The organism is Streptomyces sp. NPDC028305 (assembly GCF_055569495.1).
On record NZ_JBVHTN010000016.1, the window covers coordinates 117,177 to 133,278 of the forward strand.

Genomic DNA, 16,102 nt, shown 5'->3' on the forward strand with positions numbered 1-16,102 from the left:
GGGCGGGGCCTTAAGGGGCTGTCACCCTGGACCGCGTATTTACGGCGCCGGTGCCCGGAAGCGTGGTCTTACCCGGAAGCGTGGCGCCACACATATGCGTAAGCGTCCAGGGCACCACCCCTGTATTCCCACCCCCTCCCGCCGTCCCCCGGCTCTCCCGTCCCGCGCGGGTCGTAGGGTGGCGCTGTGCCCGCCCACCGCAGCTGGACCCCCTCCGGTCCGTACGACCTCGCGCGCAGCCTGAGCGTGCTGCGGCGGGGACCGGGCGACCCGGCGTTCCAGGTGTCCGCCGACGGCGCCATCTGGCGCGCCAGCCGGACCCCGGAGGGCGCGGGGACGCTACGTGTGGTGCCCAGGGGCGAGGCGGTCGAGGCGCAGGCCTGGGGGCCGGGCGCCGACTGGCTGCTGGAGCGGCTGCCCGCCCTGCTCGGCGCCGACGACGACCCCTCCGCCTTCACCCCCCGCCACCGCCTGGTGCACGAGGCACACCGCCGTCACCCGGGCCTCCGGCTGATCCGCACGGGTCTGGTTCTGGAGTCGCTGATCCCCTCGATCCTGGAGCAGAAGGTCACCAGCGACGAGGCGTACCGGGGCTGGCGGCTGCTGCTCCAGCGCCACGGCGAGCCCGCCCCCGGCCCCGCCGGGCGGCTGCGGATCATGCCCGATCCGCGCACCTGGGCGCTGATCCCGTCCTGGGAGTGGCACCGGGCCGGCGTCGACGCCAAGCGCTCGTCGACCATCCTGCGGGCCGTACGGGTCGCCCGGCGCCTGGAGGAGGCCGCGGCCATGGACCTCGCCGCCGCCTCGGCCCGGCTCCAGGCCATCCCGGGCATCGGGCCGTGGACGGCGGCGGAGACCCTTCAGCGCAGCAACGGGACGCCTGATGCGATCACGGTCGGCGATCTGCATCTGCCGAAGATCATCGGCTATGCGCTCACCGGCGAGCGCGGCACTGATGACGCGGCGATGCTGGAGCTGCTGGCCCCCTACGCCGGCCAGCGCCACCGCGCCGCCCGGCTGATTGTGCTGGCCGGCCGGGTTCCCCCACGCCGCGCTCCGCGCTTCTCGGTTCGGGACTTCCGGGCGATCTGAGTCACTTAGTGCTGGATGGTGCGGAATGTCACCGACACCCGACGTCCGCGGGGGACACGGCCTGCCGCGCCGGGGTCGCTCTTGCGCGGGGCGATGGCGTGGCGCCAAGTGTACCGGGCCGGGCCCGCCATGACCAGCAGGCTGCCCGGCGCCAGGGGCACCGCGAGCTTTGTGGCGTCGGTGGGGTCGGTGAAGTCCATGAGGCAGCTGGAACCCAGGGATATCGCGGCGACGACCGGGCCGAAGCACGGCACGCAGTCGACGTGGGCGCTGATCCCCTGCCCCGGCTGGTACTCGTTGACGATGACTTGCTCCGCCTTTTCGTCCATCAACTTTTCGGCCACCAGCCGGGTGGCCAACTCCCGGGCCCAGTCCGGAAGCGGCGGCGCGGATTCCGCCGAGTCGGCGGCCACGCTGCGGCGGCCGTAGTCGTACCGATGGCCGTAATGCTGCACACGCCGCTTCAGCTGCGCCGACCATGACGCCGCGTCGATCCGCGCGAGCAAGGCCGCGCCGGCGTGGGGAGTGAGCCAGTCGGCGATGTAGCGCAGCCCGGGTACGGCCGCCGGCGTGGCGTGGTCAGAGGTCTCGGACATGCCGGCACATTAGCCATCCGTTTTGGTGGTCCGTGCCACCAGTGCCTGTACCTCCGCATAGGAGGGGGCTGTGAGGTCCGTCGACTGGCCGTCGCGGATGGCGGTCGCGGCGGTCACGGCCGCCGCCAGGGCACTGCGGTAGAGCAGCGAGCCGAGGCTGACCCTGCGCACGCCCAGCGCGGCCAGCTCGGCGACGGTGGGCCCGGTCGGCGTGTACAGGATGTTCAGCGGTACGAGGAGGGCCGCCGTCAGGGCGGCGATCCCGTCCGGGTCCGACAGCCCCGGCACGAACACCCCGTCCGCCCCGGCCTGTTCGTAGGCCGCGAGGCGCGCCGCGGTGTCTTCCCTGTGGCGTCCGAGCCAGTGGGTGTCGGTGCGGGCGTTGACGAACAGTGCGGGCGCGGCAGCTTTGACCGCGGCGATCTTCGCGGCGTGCAGCTCCACGGGGGCGAGGGTGCCGTCCGGCCGGCCGTCTTCGAGGTTGATCCCCGCCGCGCCCGCGTCGTACAGCTCTCGGGCCAGCTCGGCCACTTCCTCCGGGTCGTCGCTGAAGCCCCCTTCGGCGTCGACGGTGAACAGGAAGGAGCCCTGCCCGAGGCTGCGGGCCAGGGCCAAGGTCGCGTTCCTGGTCGCGGCCGCCCCGTCCGGCAGTCCGGCGGCCGCGGCCACGCCCAGGCTCGTGGTGCCGATCGCCGGGAAGCCCTCCGCCGCCAGGGCGGCCGCGGAGGCGTAGTCCCAGGCGTTGGGCAGCAGGAGTGGGGCGCCGGGCCGGTGGTGCAGGGCGCGCAGCCGGGCGGCACCATCATGCGTTGTGTGTGTCATGTCCCGACGCTACGGCGGGGACGGTTCGGCGCCGCCCTAACGGTTCGCGGCTGGGCGACGGCTGTGTCGGTAGGGCTTGCGAACATGGGCGCATGAGCAAAGCGATCACGATGAAGACGGTCACCCTGAGCGAGACTCTCGCCTATGTGCGGGGCGGTGAACTCACCGCCCTCCAGGAGGAGACCCTCGGCACCATGCGCGAGCGGGCGCGGGCCGACCAGCACGACCTCGAGCGCCAGGGCATCGACTGGGGCCTCACCGTCCCCGAGGCCCTGGAACACCTCATCACGGGCCGGGCCGACGCGGACGGCGAGTGTGCCGGCAACGCGTACTACACCGCGCTGCTGGCCGTCATCGGGCGCACCGGATCCGACCCCATCGACGTGGGCGTGTATTCCAAACCGTCGACCTTCTTCGGCCTCATGGATGATGAGCTCCGGGCTCTGGGAGTCCCCGCCGACCTGCTGCCGCGTAGTTTCCTGTTCGCGCACTTCGCCGAGCTGCTCCCGTTCGGGGTGCCGGGCCCCGCGGACGGTTACCCGGCCATCGGCTATCTCCCCCTGGCCAAGGCGAAGACCGTCGCCGACGCCTATGCGGCTGTACTCGACCGCATGGACGACGACTTCACCCGCCACGCCGAACTCCTCATCGACAAACTCAATGTGGAGCACGAGGAGTGGCAGACCTCCCTGAAGTACGGCCACACCATGGACACGCTCGTGTTCTGGATCGAGGACTGATCTTATGACCGCTGTTGTTTGAGGATCAGCGGTGCCGTGACGCACGCGGCGGCGAGGAGGATGCCGAAGCCGACCGTCAGGGCGGTGGTGTAGCCGTGCACGGATGCCCCCGTCGGCGTGGCGTGGCGCGCGGAGGCCAGGTGTGAGGCCGCGGCGCTGGTCGCGATGGTGTTGAGCAGCGCGGTGCCGAGCGCGGCCCCGAGTTGCTGGGAGGCGTTGTAGGCGGCCGACGCGGCTCCGATGTCGTACGGGTGCACGTCCGAGGTGGCCAGGCCGGCGGTCGGGGGCAGGACGCAGCCGAGGCCGAGGCCGGTGAGCACCAGGGCGGGTACGAGATACAGCGGCAGGACGTCCGTGGTCTGCGGCGTCAGGCGGGTCAGGATGAGCATCCCGGCGGCCGCGGCGATCAGCCCGGGCAGGATCAGCATCGCGGGCGGGACGCGTCCGTGCAGCCGGCCGGCGATGAGCGTGGAGCCGAGCAGGGCGGCCAGCGCGTTGATGATGAGCGTCAGGCCCGCCTGGACCGGCGAGTAGCCGAGGACGGTCTGTGTGTAGTAGCTCATGAACAGGTAGAAGCCGAACATCGCGACGAACATCAGGGTGATCGAGACGAGCGCACCTGCGCGGGCGCGGTGCGAGAGCACGCGCATCGGCAGCAGCGGGCTCGGGGCGCGCACCTCGACGGCGGCGAACGCGGCCAGCAGCAGGACACCGCCGACCAGCAGCGCCAGCACCTTCGGCGAACCCCAGCCGAGCGGCTCGGCTTCGTTGAAGGCGTACACCACGGCGCCGAAGCCCGCGGCGCTGAGCAGCGCGCCCGCGACATCGAGCCGTCCGCCGTCGCGGATCGGGCGGTCCGCCGGCACGAGCGCCGTGCCGCCCACGGCGAACAGGGCGATGGGCACGTTGATGTACAGGCACCACCGCCAGCTCGTGTACTCGGTCAGCAGCCCTCCGGCGACCAGGCCGAGGGCCGATCCGGCGGCCCCGACCGCGGCGAACACACCGAACGCCCGGCCGCGTTCGCGCTGCTCGGTGAACGTCGTGGTCAGCAACGACAGCCCGGCGGGCGCCAGCGCGGCGGCGAACACCCCTTGCAGGGCCCGGGCCCCGAAGAGCATCCCGGGGTTCACCGCGGCTCCGCCCAGCGCGGACGAGGCGGCGAAGCCGACCAGGCCGATGATGAACGTGCGCCGGTGGCCGAGCGCGCTGCTGACCCGGCCGCCGATCAGTAACAGCCCGCCGAAGGCCAGGGCGTACGCGGTGATCGCCCACTGCCGGCTCGCGTCGGACATGCCGAGCGCGGTCTGCGCGGAGGGCAGCGCGATGTTCACGATCGTCCCGTCCAGGACCACGAGAAGCTGGGCCGCGCTGACCGCGAGCAGCGTCCACCACCGCCGCCGGTTGTCGTGGGTCTTGACGGCAGGCTCCGCCCTGGGCGGTTTGATGTCTGGGGAGTTCATGTCTTCGAGTGTTTCGTTGAACTGACCCCGGAGACTTTTCACCGCCCGCGGTCCGCGACCCGGGGCCGATGAGCGGACAACCCTCAACCCCGGGTTGAACCCGGGCCGGTCCCGTGTCAGCTCCTCCGTATAGCTTCAGCTGCCATGACCAGCCTGGATACAACGATGAGGTCGTCGGCCGACCCGGCAAAGGTGAGGTTCTACCGGATCGCTGTCGAGGGCTCCCGGCTGATCCGCTCGGCGTGGACCGAGGGAAGGCGGCCCCGGGAGACCGTGACGGAGTGCGCGAGCGAGCCCGAGGCGGAGCGGGAGTTCGAGAAACTGTGCTGGAAGAAGCTGCGGGAGGGCTTCGCCCGCGTCGCCGACGCCGCCCAGGCGGCGCGCGGCGCCGTCGTGCTCGACGTCAAGGTCCCGAACCGGTGCTGGGCCGAGGCGTTCGACCTGTCTCCGGACGGCCGGACCATCGTCATCGGCACGATGCTCAAGGACGCGTACGGTGCCGAGATCCACCTGATCGACGTCGGCACCGGACACCGCCGGCTGATCCACACCGAGCCAGTGGGCGATAGGCAGACGTTCGTGCACGCCGTGCACTTCGACGCAGGCGGTGAGCACGTCGTCTACGCGCTCAATGAGGAAACGCGCCTGTTCAATCCGGCAAGCGGGCAAACCCGGGTGCTCGCCCGATACAGGGAGTTCCAGGACGCCCACTTCAACTCTTTCCGCGTGCGTCCTTCATGGGACGCGGCCCGGCGGCGGCTGCTGCTCTTCGACACCGGCGACCGCGTCCGCATAGTCGGCACACTCGACCAGGACGGGAACGACGTGTTCGCGACGTCCGGGGAAAGGCCCTCGATGCGCTGCTGGGCGGGCGCGCTTTCGCCGTCCGGGAAACTCATGGCGCTGTGCTTCACCAAGGGGTCCCGGTACAAGGACGACGACCCCGAGGTCACCGAGGTCGAGATCTGGGACATCGACCGGCGAAAGGTCGTGCGCCGCATCCCGATGGACCGGAAGCCGCATTCGATCGGCTTCGATCCCGTCGACACGCTGTTGGTCGCCAACCCCGAGTCCCACGAGGGCCCGCGCGCGTACTCCCTGGAGACCGGCGAACTCGTCTGGCACTTCCCGCACCCGTTTCTCGCCGACCGCGGGGCCACCTGCTACGGCTGGGCGTACTCGCCCGACGGCTCCACCCTGGCCATCGGCCGACGGGGCGACACCGACGTCGTCGACGCCGTGACCCGCCACAGTGACCCCGCCTTCGCACACCGCCCAGGAGACCTGGGCACGGGGCGCACCTATACGGTCAGGATCTCTGCGGACGGCACGCTCGTCGCCTCCGGCGGCGACACCGGCCGCATCATCGTCCGCAAACTCTGAGCAGGCGGGGACGAAGGGCGCTTGCCTTGTTTCCGATGGGCGCTCAGGCGTCGAGTGCCCGCCGGAACACGTCCGCGTGTGCGGCGCACCAGGCGGCAAAGGTACGGGGCTTGCGGGCGAGGAGTTGCTCGACGGTGTCCGTGCGGAGTCCGGTGGTGTCGGCGCGCATGAGGGTGAAGCCTTCTATGAGGGCCTGGGCGAGGGCCGGCGGTGCCCCGTGGGGGAATCGGGACCGTACCGCCTCGGCCGCTGTGGCGACCTCGCGGATCTTGATGGCGGTCCCGGTCGCTTCCGCGAGGAGGCGGACCTGGTCGGTGATGGTGAGCGTCTCGGCGCCGGTGAGAACGTATTCCTGGCCCTGGTGGCCGTCCTGGGTCAGGGCGAGGGCGGCCACGGCGGCGATGTCCGCGGGGTCGATGGGTGCGTAGCGGCCGGGGCCGATGGGGTCGAGGACGTAGCGGGCTTCGCGGAGGGTGGGCAGCCAGTCCAGGGCGTTGGTCATGAAGCCGCCGGGGCGCAGGAAGGTGGCCGGGATGCCGGAGGCGCGGACGAGGTTTTCGCGTTCGCGGTGCCAGCGGCCCATGGCGGGCATGGGGTCGCCCAGGACGTTGAAGGAGGACAGGTGCACGATGTGGCGTACTCCGACGGCCCGGGCGGCGGTGACCGCGTGTGCGGTGTGGGCGGTGCCGATCCCCGGGGTGAGCAGGAACAGGCGGTCTGCGCCGTGGAAGGCGGAGGTGAGTGTCGTCGGCTCGTCCAGGTCGGCCACGACGCGTTCGGCCCGCTGGGGCAGGTCGGCGGCGCGGGCCGGGTCGCGCACGAGGATGCGGAATTCGGCGCCCTGCGCGTCGAGTTGGCGGACGAGTTCGCGGCCGATGTTTCCGGTGGCTCCGGTGAGCAGTAGCATGACACTCCTTCGGTCATTTGCCGGTTAACGAGTTCATCGGGCCGGACGTTAGCCGGGAAATGATTAGCCGTCAAACGATCGACTGGTGGCCTCGGGTGCCCGTCCCGTACACCGCCTCACCGGAAGGCCGCGATGCCCGAGTTCCTGGACCTGCACAGCAAGACGTCGAAGACCCTGCGGGCCCTGGCCGAGCGCGGCATGCGGGAGCACGGCCTCCACCTCGGACAGAACCACCTCCTCGCGGCCCTCTGGGAACACGACGGCCGCACCCCGGGCGAGATCGCCGCGGCGCTCCACGTCACCACCCCCACCGTCACCAAGATGGCCACCCGCATGGCCGCCACCGGCCTGCTCACCCGGCGCCCCGACGACCGGGACAGCCGCCTCGTCAGACTGTGGCTCACCGACGCCGGACGCGCCCTGCAAAAACCGGTCGAGCAGGAACGCCGACGCATGGAGGAAGCCGTGACCGCAGACCTCACCGACGACGAACGGCGCCATTTGCTCAGCGCGCTGACGAAGATCCACCGCGCCGCGAACGACCTCCTGGACGACGCCTGAAGTCCTCGACGCCGTCCTCGACGCCGTCATCGATCCGGCTGCGTCCGCACATGCCCCGGGCCGCCGCCGATGAAGCGGTTCACAGGTGTACGCCTCGGTGTGTGGCCCACGCCTCGGTTGCCTCAGCCATGGCTGCCAGCCACCGCTCTTCGGGCCTCCGAAGGGCCCTGCGGCGGTTCATGCGGGCGTAGGCCACGGCAAAGGCGTCGATGGCCTCCGGGTCGGCGTTCGTCCACGTCGTGCATTTGGACGCCCACGACTCGGCACTCTTTGGTGTGTGGTCGGCGGCAACGAGTTGCACCACGAGCATGGCCGGATCGATGAACGCCGCGCCTCTGGTCGGCCAGGACCAGTCCACGACCCAGGACCGCCGGCCGATGAGCAGGTTGCTCGGGTTGATATCCACGTGGAGTAGCGCGTCGCCCCGGAACAGGGCCGGAGCGCCCCTGTCGGCGAACCAGTCCCACCGGGTCTCTGTCCAGTCCCGGACGCCCCTCGGAAGCACCCTCCTGGGCGTCAAGCGGCAGGAGTTTGACTGCTAGACAGCTCAGGCTCGAGGCGCCCCGGGCAAACTGTTGCCGGGGTCCCTTGAAAGATCACGACTCATCCGGCGCGTACTGCGAAGCAACGAGGAGGAAAAGTGACTCCTGAGGTTATCGGCCCGTATCGGAAGTCGTCGTATTCCCTGCAAGAGGGCAATTGTGTAGAGATTGCGGCCACGACCGGGGGCGGCCGTGCCGTGCGGGACAGCAAGGACAAGCGCGGCCCGCACCTGACGTTCACGGGAGGCGCCTGGCAGGCGTTCCTCCGGGGCGTCAAGCGGCGGGAGTTCGACCGCTAGGCAGCTCAGAAGCCTGAGGGGCCCCGGGAGCGACTGTCGGGGCCTGCCTCGTTGGCAGCGTGTGTCCCAAAACCATCGCACCGGCCCCCGTGACCGCAGCGCAATGACACCGTCGCGCTGCGTCGTTGATAGCGTCCCTGCCATGTCCACTCCACAGCATCCAGGTTGGGACGCGGGCCAGGGCCCCGGTCAGGCTCCACGGGTCGGATACGGTCCGCCCGCGGGTTACGGTCCGCAGCCACCCGGTGCCTATCAGCCCCATCTCCCGTACAACCCCCAGGCCGGGGCGGGATATCCGCCTCAGCCGATGACCATGCCGGGGACGGTCCGGGCCGCGCAGGTGCTGTTCTTCGTCATGGCCGGGCTCGTCGCCCTCGGCGTAGTGCTGTCCGGCGACCCGGAGAAGGCCGGCGCGATCGTCGGGGCGAGTTTTCCCGTGATCGTCGGCTTTGTATGTGCGCTCCGGTTCGGTAAAAGCGGGCCCGGGAACAGGACGACAGCGATTGTCTTCGCTTCCTTGATGATCGCCGTCGGGTTCGGCGCGATGGGACAGCGTCAACCGGCGGGCCTGGTCGAGTTGGTGTTCGGCATCGTGATCGTGGTGCTGCTGTCGCAGCGGCAGTCCGCCGAATGGTTCCGCCGGATCCGTTCCTGAGGCAACCGCGTTCACACTTGCCGAATGACACTCTTTACGGCGTAAACCGACCGGTCGCCCAAGGAGATGCTATGAGCGGACGCCTCAGGATCGTGCTGTTCTCGCACTCCGCCGACGGCTTCGCCATCGCACAGAGCGCATGCGAGGCGGCCGGTCACGAGCCGATCGCGTATGTGTACGCGCGTGCGTCGCGCCCCGGGCGCGGCAGTGGTCCGGGAGCGCCGACCGCGGCGGCCGGCATTGTGGAGTCCCTTCCCGCGGGGGTCGACCTGCTGTTACCCCGCAGCGCCGCGAGTCTGGCACGGGCGCTGCCGGGCTACCGGCCCGATCTGCTGCTCTGCAATGGCTTTCCCTGGCGGATCCCCCGCCGGGTGCTGGACGCGGCACGGCTCGGCGGAATCAACGTCCATCCGTCCTTACTGCCGCGCCACCGCGGCCCCATCCCGATCCATTGGGCGATCCGGGCCGGGGATCGCGAGACCGGGGTCACCGTCCACTGGATGGACGAGGAATTCGACACCGGGCGGGTGATCGTCCAGCGCGGCGGTGTGCCGCTGGAGGACGAGGTGGTGCCGGATGAGCTGTTGGCCCGCATGGACGCCCTGACCAGCGAACTGATTCCACTCGCCCTGCGGCGCGTCGACGCCGGTGGCTCCGCTGACGCCAGTGACGTCGGCGAGCCGCAGGACGAGGCGAAGGCGACCTACGCGGGCTGGATGGGGGAGGACTTTCGCCGCGTGGACCGGACCCGGACCGCGCGGGAGATCCACAACCAGGTCCGCGCCTCCCGGTTCGGCGTATACGACCCGCCCGGCCCCGTCGTTGAGGTGAACGGCCGCTGGGTGTCGGTGCTGCGGACGCGTACCGACCCGGGCGAAGGGGGCGTACGGATCGACTGTGCGGACGGGCCGCTGTGGATCGTAGAGTCGCAGTCCGTGGAGCGACCGGAGTAGCCGGTCACGCTCGCTCCAGGGCGCGGCCGATCCGGGCATGGAGGTCAGCGGCTCGTGGATCCCCGTAGCCGGCCATCAGGGTCAGCGCCTCGGACCAGTGCGTGCGCGCCTCGTCGGACCGGCCCGCCGCGTCCAGCGCGGCGGCGAGCCCGTCGAGAGCCAGGGCCAGTTGCCAATCGTTGCTCAGGTCGCGATGCGTCGCCGCCGCGCTGCGGTGGAAGTCGGCCGCCTCGTCGAACCGTTCGAGCTGCTGGTACGCCTCTCCCGCGCCCTGCCAGGCTCGTGCCTCGCGTGAACGGTCACCGAGCCGCCGCTGGAGGACGGCGGCCCGCTGGTACGAGGCCAGGGCGTCATCGGCGTGGCCGGTCGCCTGCTGGGCCCGCCCCAGCGTGAGCAGCCAGTACCCCTCCCACATGGTGTTGCGATGGCTCACCGCGATGTCCACCGCCTGCCGTGCGTGTCCAAGAGCCTCTTGCGGCTCGCCCTGGTCCAGAGAGGCGGCGCTGAGCAGCCGAAGGACATTGCCCTGGCCGCCCTTGTTGTCCAGCGCGCGGAACATCTCCAGGGCACTCTGCGCGAGGTCACGGGCCTGGTCCGCAGCTCCGAGTTCGTACGCCACCTCGGCGGAGTTCGCCAAGGCGACGGCCTCCCACTGAGGGGCGCCGATCTCCCGGAAGAGCGTCAGCGCCTCGTCGAAGCCGATCCTCGCATCGCTCAACCGCCGCTCCCTGAGGCGGATCAGGCCGACGTCGTTGAGGGAGAGCGCCTCGCCCAGCCGGTCCCCGCGCTCGCGGCGGATGGCGAGGGCGGCCTCGTGGAAGTCCGCCGCTTCGGACAGCCGGTGGGACTGGGTGCAGGCCATGCCCAGGCTTTCCAGGATCTCGGCCTCGGTGCCACGGTCACCGAGCCGCCGCGCGGCCCGCAGCCCGATATGTCCCATGGCCAGCCAGTCCTCGAACGGGTTGAGCAGCATATGGATGCCGCGCAGCACGGCCGCCAACTGCCAGGCGATCTCGTCCAGCCCGGCTGCCTCCGCCTCGCGGGCGACGGCCATCAGGTTCGCCGACTCCAGCTCGTACCAGGACATGGCCTGCTCGTAGCTGTCGAAGGTCAGGGCGGTGATACCCGCGTCCAGGGGGCTGAGCGGGATACGGGCCTCTCCCGGATTGATCCACCCCTGGGCCGCGTCGGCGGCGTGTACGTACCAGGTGAGGATCCGGCGCACCGCGGCCGCGCGGGTCTCGGGGGCCTCCTCGTACTGGGTTTGGTCGGTCGCGTAGGCGCGCAGCAGGTCATGGAACTCGTAGCGGTCGGGCGCGGTCTGTTCCAGCAGATGGGCCCCGGCGAGAGAGTCCAGCAGACGATGGGCCTGGGCGGTGCTGAGACCGGCGATCGCGGCGGCGGCCGGCACTCCGAAGGCCGGTCCCGGGTGGAGACCGAGCAGCCGGAACAGCGTCGCGGCCTCGGCGGTCAGCGCCCGGTAGGACCACGCGAACACCGTGCGTACGGCGTCGGCTTCCGGCTCGTCGCCCACGCTCAGGGCCTCCCACAGCGACGATTCGTCGCGCAGGTCCCGTATCAGGTCGTCGAGGTGCATCCACGGGCGGCTCGCGGCACGCTCGGCGGCGATCCGCAGGGCCAGCGGAAGCCGGGCGCATAACTGCGCCAACTCGGCGAGTTTCTGTCCGTCGTCTTCCGTCCGGTAGTCGGCGGAGACGACGGACAGCAGCTCGACGGCATCCGGCTCGTCCAGCATCCCGAGCGTCAGCCGACGCGCCCCGTCCCGGACGCTGAGCCCCGACAGACGGCTGCGGCTGGTGACGATGACCAGGCAGCCCGCCGTACCGGGCAGCAGAGGGCGCACCTGGGCCGCCGTGGCGGCGTTGTCGAGGACGATCAGCATTCGCCGTTCGGCCAGCAGCGACCGATAGAGCGCCGCGGCGGCCTCCTCGTCCCGCGGAATCGCCCGAGCGGGCACTCCCAGCGCGGCCAGGAACCGGTTCAGCGCCTCATGAGCGGTCACCGGCGAGCCCGGGTCGTAGCCGCGCAGGTTCACGTACAACTGGCCGTCCGGGAAGGATCGGGCGGCCTGGTGCGCCCAGTGCAGGGCGAGCGAGGTCTTGCCCACCCCGGCGGTCCCGGCGATGACATAGACGCATACGATCAGCGGCTCGCCAACCTGCGACTGGTCGTCGAGGACTGCGTTGAGCTGCCGCATCTCACTGCCGCGATTAACGAATCCGCGGATATCGGCGGGGAGTTGGCGTGGCTTCGGCGCGTCGTAACCGGAGCGGCGCTCGCCGGTATGGAAGTGAACGCCGCCTTCGATGTCTCTCGCCTGGACGACGTCGGACGCGGAGCCCGACAGCTCCGAATGGGTGCTGTGGGGTCCAGGCCCAGGCCCGCGCTCCGCGTCCTCGCCGTGCTGCTCACTGTGTCCGCTGATCTTCTACTCCATGTGGGGCGGTGGCAGGTGCCTTGTGTTTTCGTCGAAGTATGGGATCAGGTCCTCGCCCGAATCGTAGAGATCCCTGATGAATGCGCGACACCGGTCGGTGGTCTCGGTGTCGGAGTAGTGGATGGCCCCGTCCAGAACGCCCTGCTGCGTGTAGCGGATCTCGTAGACGGCGCGTTCGCCGAGCGTCAACAGCTCCGGTAACGGCGCCTCCTTCTCCAGGAACCGGACGCGCTCTGGGCTCACCACTCGGATTCTTTCCCCGCACTCCGCGCGCAGCCGCAGTAAGTGCAGTTCCCACTGGAGATAAGGGGTGAGTGGTTCCTGGACGACGCGGACACGGAAAAGAGTGATCCCGCGCCGCTCGTTCTCCTCTGAGAACTCCCGGAGATAGTCGCGCTCTTCCTGGATGAGCCTCAGGGCGCCGTGCCAGTCGCCGCGGTCGAACGCCTCCCAGCTGGCGAAACCCGGCTCCCGGAAATGCTGGCATCGTTCCAGCTTCCATGAGTCCTGCCCGTCGATCGTCCACTGGCGCTGCCGGAAGTCACGACGGTAGCTGTCCAGATCGAGAGGCGCGCCGCGCGATGTGTCGAGGCGGAGACTGTCAAGGCCGAGCATCGGGAATATCCGGTTTCGCCGTGCTCAGCATCGCACCCGGCAGGATCACCAGCCGCTCGTCCGCGGCGATCGTGACATCGTCGGGCAACCGAGCCGCGTAGGTCTCCGTCAGATCCCGGCCGATCACCGCGATGTCGCCGTTGTCCAACTGCCAGATATCGGGGCACCCGTCGCGGCCACCTGTGCAGTTCAGCTCCTTGGCGGACTTCCCTAACCGCCGCTCGAACGAGGCCGCGGGGTCGGCCTCCCAGGCTCGGTCCATTACCTCTCCCATCCCGCACCACGGAAGACAGCGACTACTCACTGTATGCATGATCGACACTCATGGCAACGGATTGTCGATCACGCGTGGGATTATCTGCGCGATTCTGAGCGCGATTGGCCGAAACCCTGACCCGGCCTTGGTGCTCAGCGGTAAGCGCACCAGGGGACGGCGCAGACACTGGCCGCCATGCCGGTCATGCCATGCTGGGTCCCGCTACGAGGCCGATGGGGGAACAGATGGCGAGCGAAACACGTGTAGGCCGCTTGGTCGCGGGACGCTATCGGCTCATCGGCGAATTGGGTTCCGGCGGGTTCGGGCGGGTGTGGAAGGCCCGGGACGAGAGTTTGCGTGTCGACGTTGCGCTCAAGGAGGTCACGCTCTCCCAGGCCGGGTCCGGCGCGGAGCGTACCGAGCGGGTGAACCGCGCCATCCACGAGGCCCGCAACGCCGCGCGGCTGCGCACCCACCCCAACATCGTGGCCGTCCACGACGTGGTGCGGGAAGACGATGTGCCGTGGATCGTCATGGAGTTGGTGACCGGGGGCACACTGGACGAGGAGATCCGCGAACGTGGCCGCGTCCCGGCCGCGGAGGTATGGAGGATCGCCCAGGCGGTCCTGGGAGCGTTGGGGGCGGCGCATGCGGCCGGCATCGTGCACCGCGACGTCAAGCCGTCCAACGTGATGCTCGCCGACGACGGCCGGGTCCTGCTGGCCGATTTCGGCATCGCCGTGCACGATGCCGACACCGCACTGACCGCAACCGGCGGGGTGATCGGCTCCCTCGAGTACATCGCGCCCGAGCGGATCGGGCACGGCGACGACAGCCCCGCCGGCGACCTGTTCTCCCTGGGCGTCACCCTCTACCACGCGGTGGAGGGTGTCTCCCCGTTCCACCGCGCCACCCCCACGGCCTCGGTCGCAGCCGTCATGGCGCACGAGCCGGACCCCCCGAAGCACGCCGGCGAACTCGCCGGACTCCTCACGCGGCTGCTGGACAAGGCCCCTGCCGCCAGGGCCACCGTCTCCGAGGCGCTGGCGATGCTGGATACCGGCCCGACCGTCCCCGTACCCGAGAGGCCAACAGCCGTCATGTCCCCTGCCGGTGCCCCTGGGCGTGCGGGGCTCCGAGGTGCGGTCGCGACAGTCTGGGCAGGCCGCTCGCGCCGTCGGCGGCTGGCGACCGCCGGTGTAGCCGGCATGGCGATTCTGCTCGCGGTCGTGCTCGCGGTGACGATCGCCACATCGGGAGACCGCACGGGCACGTCCGGGAAGCCGCGTCTGTATGAAAAGGGCGATGTCGCGTTGTGCACCCGCTCACCCGTGGTGACCTGCCCGGATCCGTCTGGTGGGAATGTCGACCTGGATACCGCGTCCCTTGGGCAGGAAGAAGAGGGGAATGCAGGCACCGACCTCGCGATCCTCCGCAACAGGCTCGCTGCCATCACCTCCGCCGAACTCGGCCGATACCCCCACGACGGCCCTCCGGCCGGCCCGGCCGACTGCCAGTCCGGCAACGTTGACTGGAAGGGTTCCCAAAACTCTGGATTCCTGGGCAGTGACCTTTCCAAGGGCATGATCCTCTGCGTCAGGACCACCGAGGGCCGATACGGCTACCTCCGGATTGCCAAGGCCGCAAGCTACGAGGACGGTGCCCTCGGGCGGGCGGATTTCACGTACCAGCTCTGGAAGAAGGCAGGCGACACGTAACCGTCGAGCCTTGCGGTGGCAAGGACGCGTGGAGCCATTCCGGCCGTGTCCGCTACTCCGGCCGGACCAGCCGGGTGTCGTACGCGAAGATCACCGCCTGGACGCGGTCCCGGGCGCCGATCTTCGCGAGGATGCGGCCCACGTGCGTCTTGACGGTGGACTCCGCGACGACCAGCCGCTCCGCGATCTCGCCGTTCGTCCAGCCCCGGCCGATCGCCGTCAGCACCTCGCGCTCGCGGCCGGTGAGGGCTGTCAGGCGGGGGTCGGCTCCGGCGGGCGCGTCCGGCGTCGGCAGGTGGTGGGCGTAGCGGTCGAGGAGGCGGCGGGTCAGGGCCGGGGCGACGACCGCGTCGCCGCTCGCCACGGCCCGTATCCCTGCGAGCAGTTCCTCCGGGCGGGCGTCCTTGACGAGGAAGCCGCTCGCACCGGCGCGCAGGCCGGCGTGGGCCGGTGGGTTATCCCGTATGTGTGTGCGGGGGCGGCCGGTGTGCGGTCGTGTCGTTCCGGCGTGGGCCTTGGGCCGCTGGGGTGCGGGTCTGGTCTCATCCGGGGTTGCCACGGTGCACTTTCCGGCGTTTAGCCGAGCAGAGGCCGTCTGTTGCCGGGGAAGGGTGTTCCCTCGGGGTTCGGCTGCCGCGCGGGTCCGGCCCGAGGGCGCGGACTTCGGTGCGGTTGACTCGGACAGGGCTTCTTGCAGCCCTTGGGTGAAGAGGATCTGGGCGGTGCGGGCGCGGTGGTGGTCGAGGCGGGCGGTGGTGGGGTCGTTGGGGTCGGTGAGGGTGGTGAAGGCGGCCAGGGCGGCGGAGACCAGGTCCCGGTCGCCGCGCAGCCCGCAGCCGCCGTCGGCCGGGTCGCAGTGGTGGATGCGGTCGCGCAGGGATTTGGGTGCGCGTCGGCCGCACAGGCAGTGCTGGGACAGGGCGGTGGTGAAGGTCGAGGCGCGCAGGAGGCGTCCGCCGGTGGCCGTGCACTCGGCGGCCAGTTGGGTGATCAGCCGTCCGGGGGTGGTGGCGGAGCAGGCGCGGCCCCACAGGCGGAACCA

General features: G+C 70.4%; 15 protein-coding genes and 2 pseudogenes. 8 read left to right on the forward strand and 9 right to left on the reverse strand.

The features are described 5' to 3' along the window. Positions 1 to 186: 186 nt before the first annotated feature. The gene (locus tag ACZ4WQ_RS46565) at positions 187 to 1,092 is read left to right on the forward strand and encodes a DNA-3-methyladenine glycosylase family protein (RefSeq protein ID WP_398374481.1); all 906 of its coding nucleotides are present in this window, start codon (positions 187 to 189) and stop codon (positions 1,090 to 1,092) included. A gap of 5 nt (positions 1,093 to 1,097) precedes the next feature. Here the strand turns inward: ACZ4WQ_RS46565 and ACZ4WQ_RS46570 are convergent, their stop codons facing one another. Both ACZ4WQ_RS46570 and ACZ4WQ_RS46575 read right to left on the reverse strand, forming a co-directional pair. Further along, positions 1,098 to 1,688 carry an alpha-ketoglutarate-dependent dioxygenase AlkB gene (locus tag ACZ4WQ_RS46570; RefSeq protein ID WP_398374480.1) on the reverse strand — a complete coding sequence of 197 codons (591 nt, stop codon included), beginning with the start codon at positions 1,686 to 1,688 and terminating at the stop codon, positions 1,098 to 1,100. A gap of 39 nt (positions 1,689 to 1,727) precedes the next feature. Further along, positions 1,728 to 2,468, reverse strand: a pseudogene (locus ACZ4WQ_RS46575) (isocitrate lyase/PEP mutase family protein); the annotation flags it as partial. A gap of 134 nt (positions 2,469 to 2,602) precedes the next feature. Here ACZ4WQ_RS46575 and ACZ4WQ_RS46580 point away from each other — a divergent pair. Beyond that, positions 2,603 to 3,250, forward strand: coding sequence for a DUF7691 family protein (locus tag ACZ4WQ_RS46580; RefSeq protein ID WP_398374479.1), 648 nt, complete (start codon positions 2,603 to 2,605; stop codon positions 3,248 to 3,250). A 2-nt stretch (positions 3,251 to 3,252) separates the two neighbouring features. Here ACZ4WQ_RS46580 and ACZ4WQ_RS46585 read toward each other — a convergent pair whose 3' ends face one another. Continuing rightward, complete coding sequence (locus ACZ4WQ_RS46585) at positions 3,253 to 4,713, reverse strand: MFS transporter (RefSeq protein ID WP_398374478.1); 1,461 nt, start codon at positions 4,711 to 4,713, stop codon at positions 3,253 to 3,255. Between the two features lie 144 nt (positions 4,714 to 4,857). On the opposite strand from ACZ4WQ_RS46585, the gene ACZ4WQ_RS46590 reads away from it, so the two are divergent. Beyond that, positions 4,858 to 6,096, forward strand: a complete 1,239-nt coding sequence (locus tag ACZ4WQ_RS46590) for a WD40 repeat domain-containing protein (protein WP_385348516.1) — start codon at positions 4,858 to 4,860, stop codon at positions 6,094 to 6,096. A gap of 43 nt (positions 6,097 to 6,139) precedes the next feature. On the opposite strand, the gene ACZ4WQ_RS46595 is transcribed toward ACZ4WQ_RS46590, so the two are convergent. Next, the gene (locus ACZ4WQ_RS46595) at positions 6,140 to 7,003 is read right to left on the reverse strand and encodes an NAD(P)H-binding protein (protein WP_398374476.1); all 864 of its coding nucleotides are present in this window, start codon (positions 7,001 to 7,003) and stop codon (positions 6,140 to 6,142) included. A gap of 132 nt (positions 7,004 to 7,135) precedes the next feature. On the opposite strand from ACZ4WQ_RS46595, the gene ACZ4WQ_RS46600 reads away from it, so the two are divergent. Continuing rightward, a complete protein-coding gene (locus ACZ4WQ_RS46600; RefSeq protein WP_014177067.1) occupies positions 7,136 to 7,564 on the forward strand; it encodes a MarR family winged helix-turn-helix transcriptional regulator in 429 nt (142 codons plus the stop codon). Positions 7,565 to 7,643: 79 nt separating this feature from the next. Here the strand turns inward: ACZ4WQ_RS46600 and ACZ4WQ_RS46605 are convergent, their stop codons facing one another. Continuing rightward, positions 7,644 to 8,084 carry a protein kinase gene (locus ACZ4WQ_RS46605; protein ID WP_398374475.1) on the reverse strand — a complete coding sequence of 147 codons (441 nt, stop codon included), beginning with the start codon at positions 8,082 to 8,084 and terminating at the stop codon, positions 7,644 to 7,646. Positions 8,085 to 8,204: 120 nt separating this feature from the next. On the opposite strand from ACZ4WQ_RS46605, the gene ACZ4WQ_RS46610 reads away from it, so the two are divergent. The 3 genes from ACZ4WQ_RS46610 (at position 8,205) to ACZ4WQ_RS46620 (ending at position 10,013) form a co-directional block, all read left to right on the forward strand. Continuing rightward, positions 8,205 to 8,405 carry a DUF397 domain-containing protein gene (locus tag ACZ4WQ_RS46610; protein ID WP_398374474.1) on the forward strand — a complete coding sequence of 67 codons (201 nt, stop codon included), beginning with the start codon at positions 8,205 to 8,207 and terminating at the stop codon, positions 8,403 to 8,405. A 340-nt stretch (positions 8,406 to 8,745) separates the two neighbouring features. Beyond that, complete coding sequence (locus ACZ4WQ_RS46615; protein WP_311729443.1) at positions 8,746 to 9,060, forward strand: hypothetical protein; 315 nt, start codon at positions 8,746 to 8,748, stop codon at positions 9,058 to 9,060. A gap of 71 nt (positions 9,061 to 9,131) precedes the next feature. Continuing rightward, the gene (locus ACZ4WQ_RS46620; protein WP_398374473.1) at positions 9,132 to 10,013 is read left to right on the forward strand and encodes a methionyl-tRNA formyltransferase; all 882 of its coding nucleotides are present in this window, start codon (positions 9,132 to 9,134) and stop codon (positions 10,011 to 10,013) included. A gap of 4 nt (positions 10,014 to 10,017) precedes the next feature. On the opposite strand, the gene ACZ4WQ_RS46625 is transcribed toward ACZ4WQ_RS46620, so the two are convergent. The 3 genes from ACZ4WQ_RS46625 to ACZ4WQ_RS46635 all read right to left on the reverse strand — a co-directional run bounded on the left by ACZ4WQ_RS46625 (position 10,018) and on the right by ACZ4WQ_RS46635 (position 13,348). After that, positions 10,018 to 12,231 carry an ATP-binding protein gene (locus tag ACZ4WQ_RS46625; RefSeq protein ID WP_398374472.1) on the reverse strand — a complete coding sequence of 738 codons (2,214 nt, stop codon included), beginning with the start codon at positions 12,229 to 12,231 and terminating at the stop codon, positions 10,018 to 10,020. A gap of 231 nt (positions 12,232 to 12,462) precedes the next feature. Beyond that, complete coding sequence (locus ACZ4WQ_RS46630) at positions 12,463 to 13,086, reverse strand: DUF6879 family protein (RefSeq protein ID WP_311729446.1); 624 nt, start codon at positions 13,084 to 13,086, stop codon at positions 12,463 to 12,465. Further along, entirely contained in the window at positions 13,073 to 13,348 is a 276-nt protein-coding gene (locus ACZ4WQ_RS46635; RefSeq protein WP_311729447.1) for a hypothetical protein, read from the reverse strand. The genes ACZ4WQ_RS46630 and ACZ4WQ_RS46635 overlap by 14 nt, the downstream gene beginning before the upstream one ends. A gap of 239 nt (positions 13,349 to 13,587) precedes the next feature. On the opposite strand from ACZ4WQ_RS46635, the gene ACZ4WQ_RS46640 reads away from it, so the two are divergent. Next, entirely contained in the window at positions 13,588 to 15,060 is a 1,473-nt protein-coding gene (locus ACZ4WQ_RS46640) for a serine/threonine-protein kinase (RefSeq protein ID WP_398374470.1), read from the forward strand. 52 nt (positions 15,061 to 15,112) lie between these two features. Here the strand turns inward: ACZ4WQ_RS46640 and ACZ4WQ_RS46645 are convergent. Beyond that, positions 15,113 to 15,508: pseudogene (locus ACZ4WQ_RS46645) on the reverse strand (LuxR C-terminal-related transcriptional regulator); the annotation flags it as partial. Between the last annotated feature and the right edge of the window lie 594 nt (positions 15,509 to 16,102).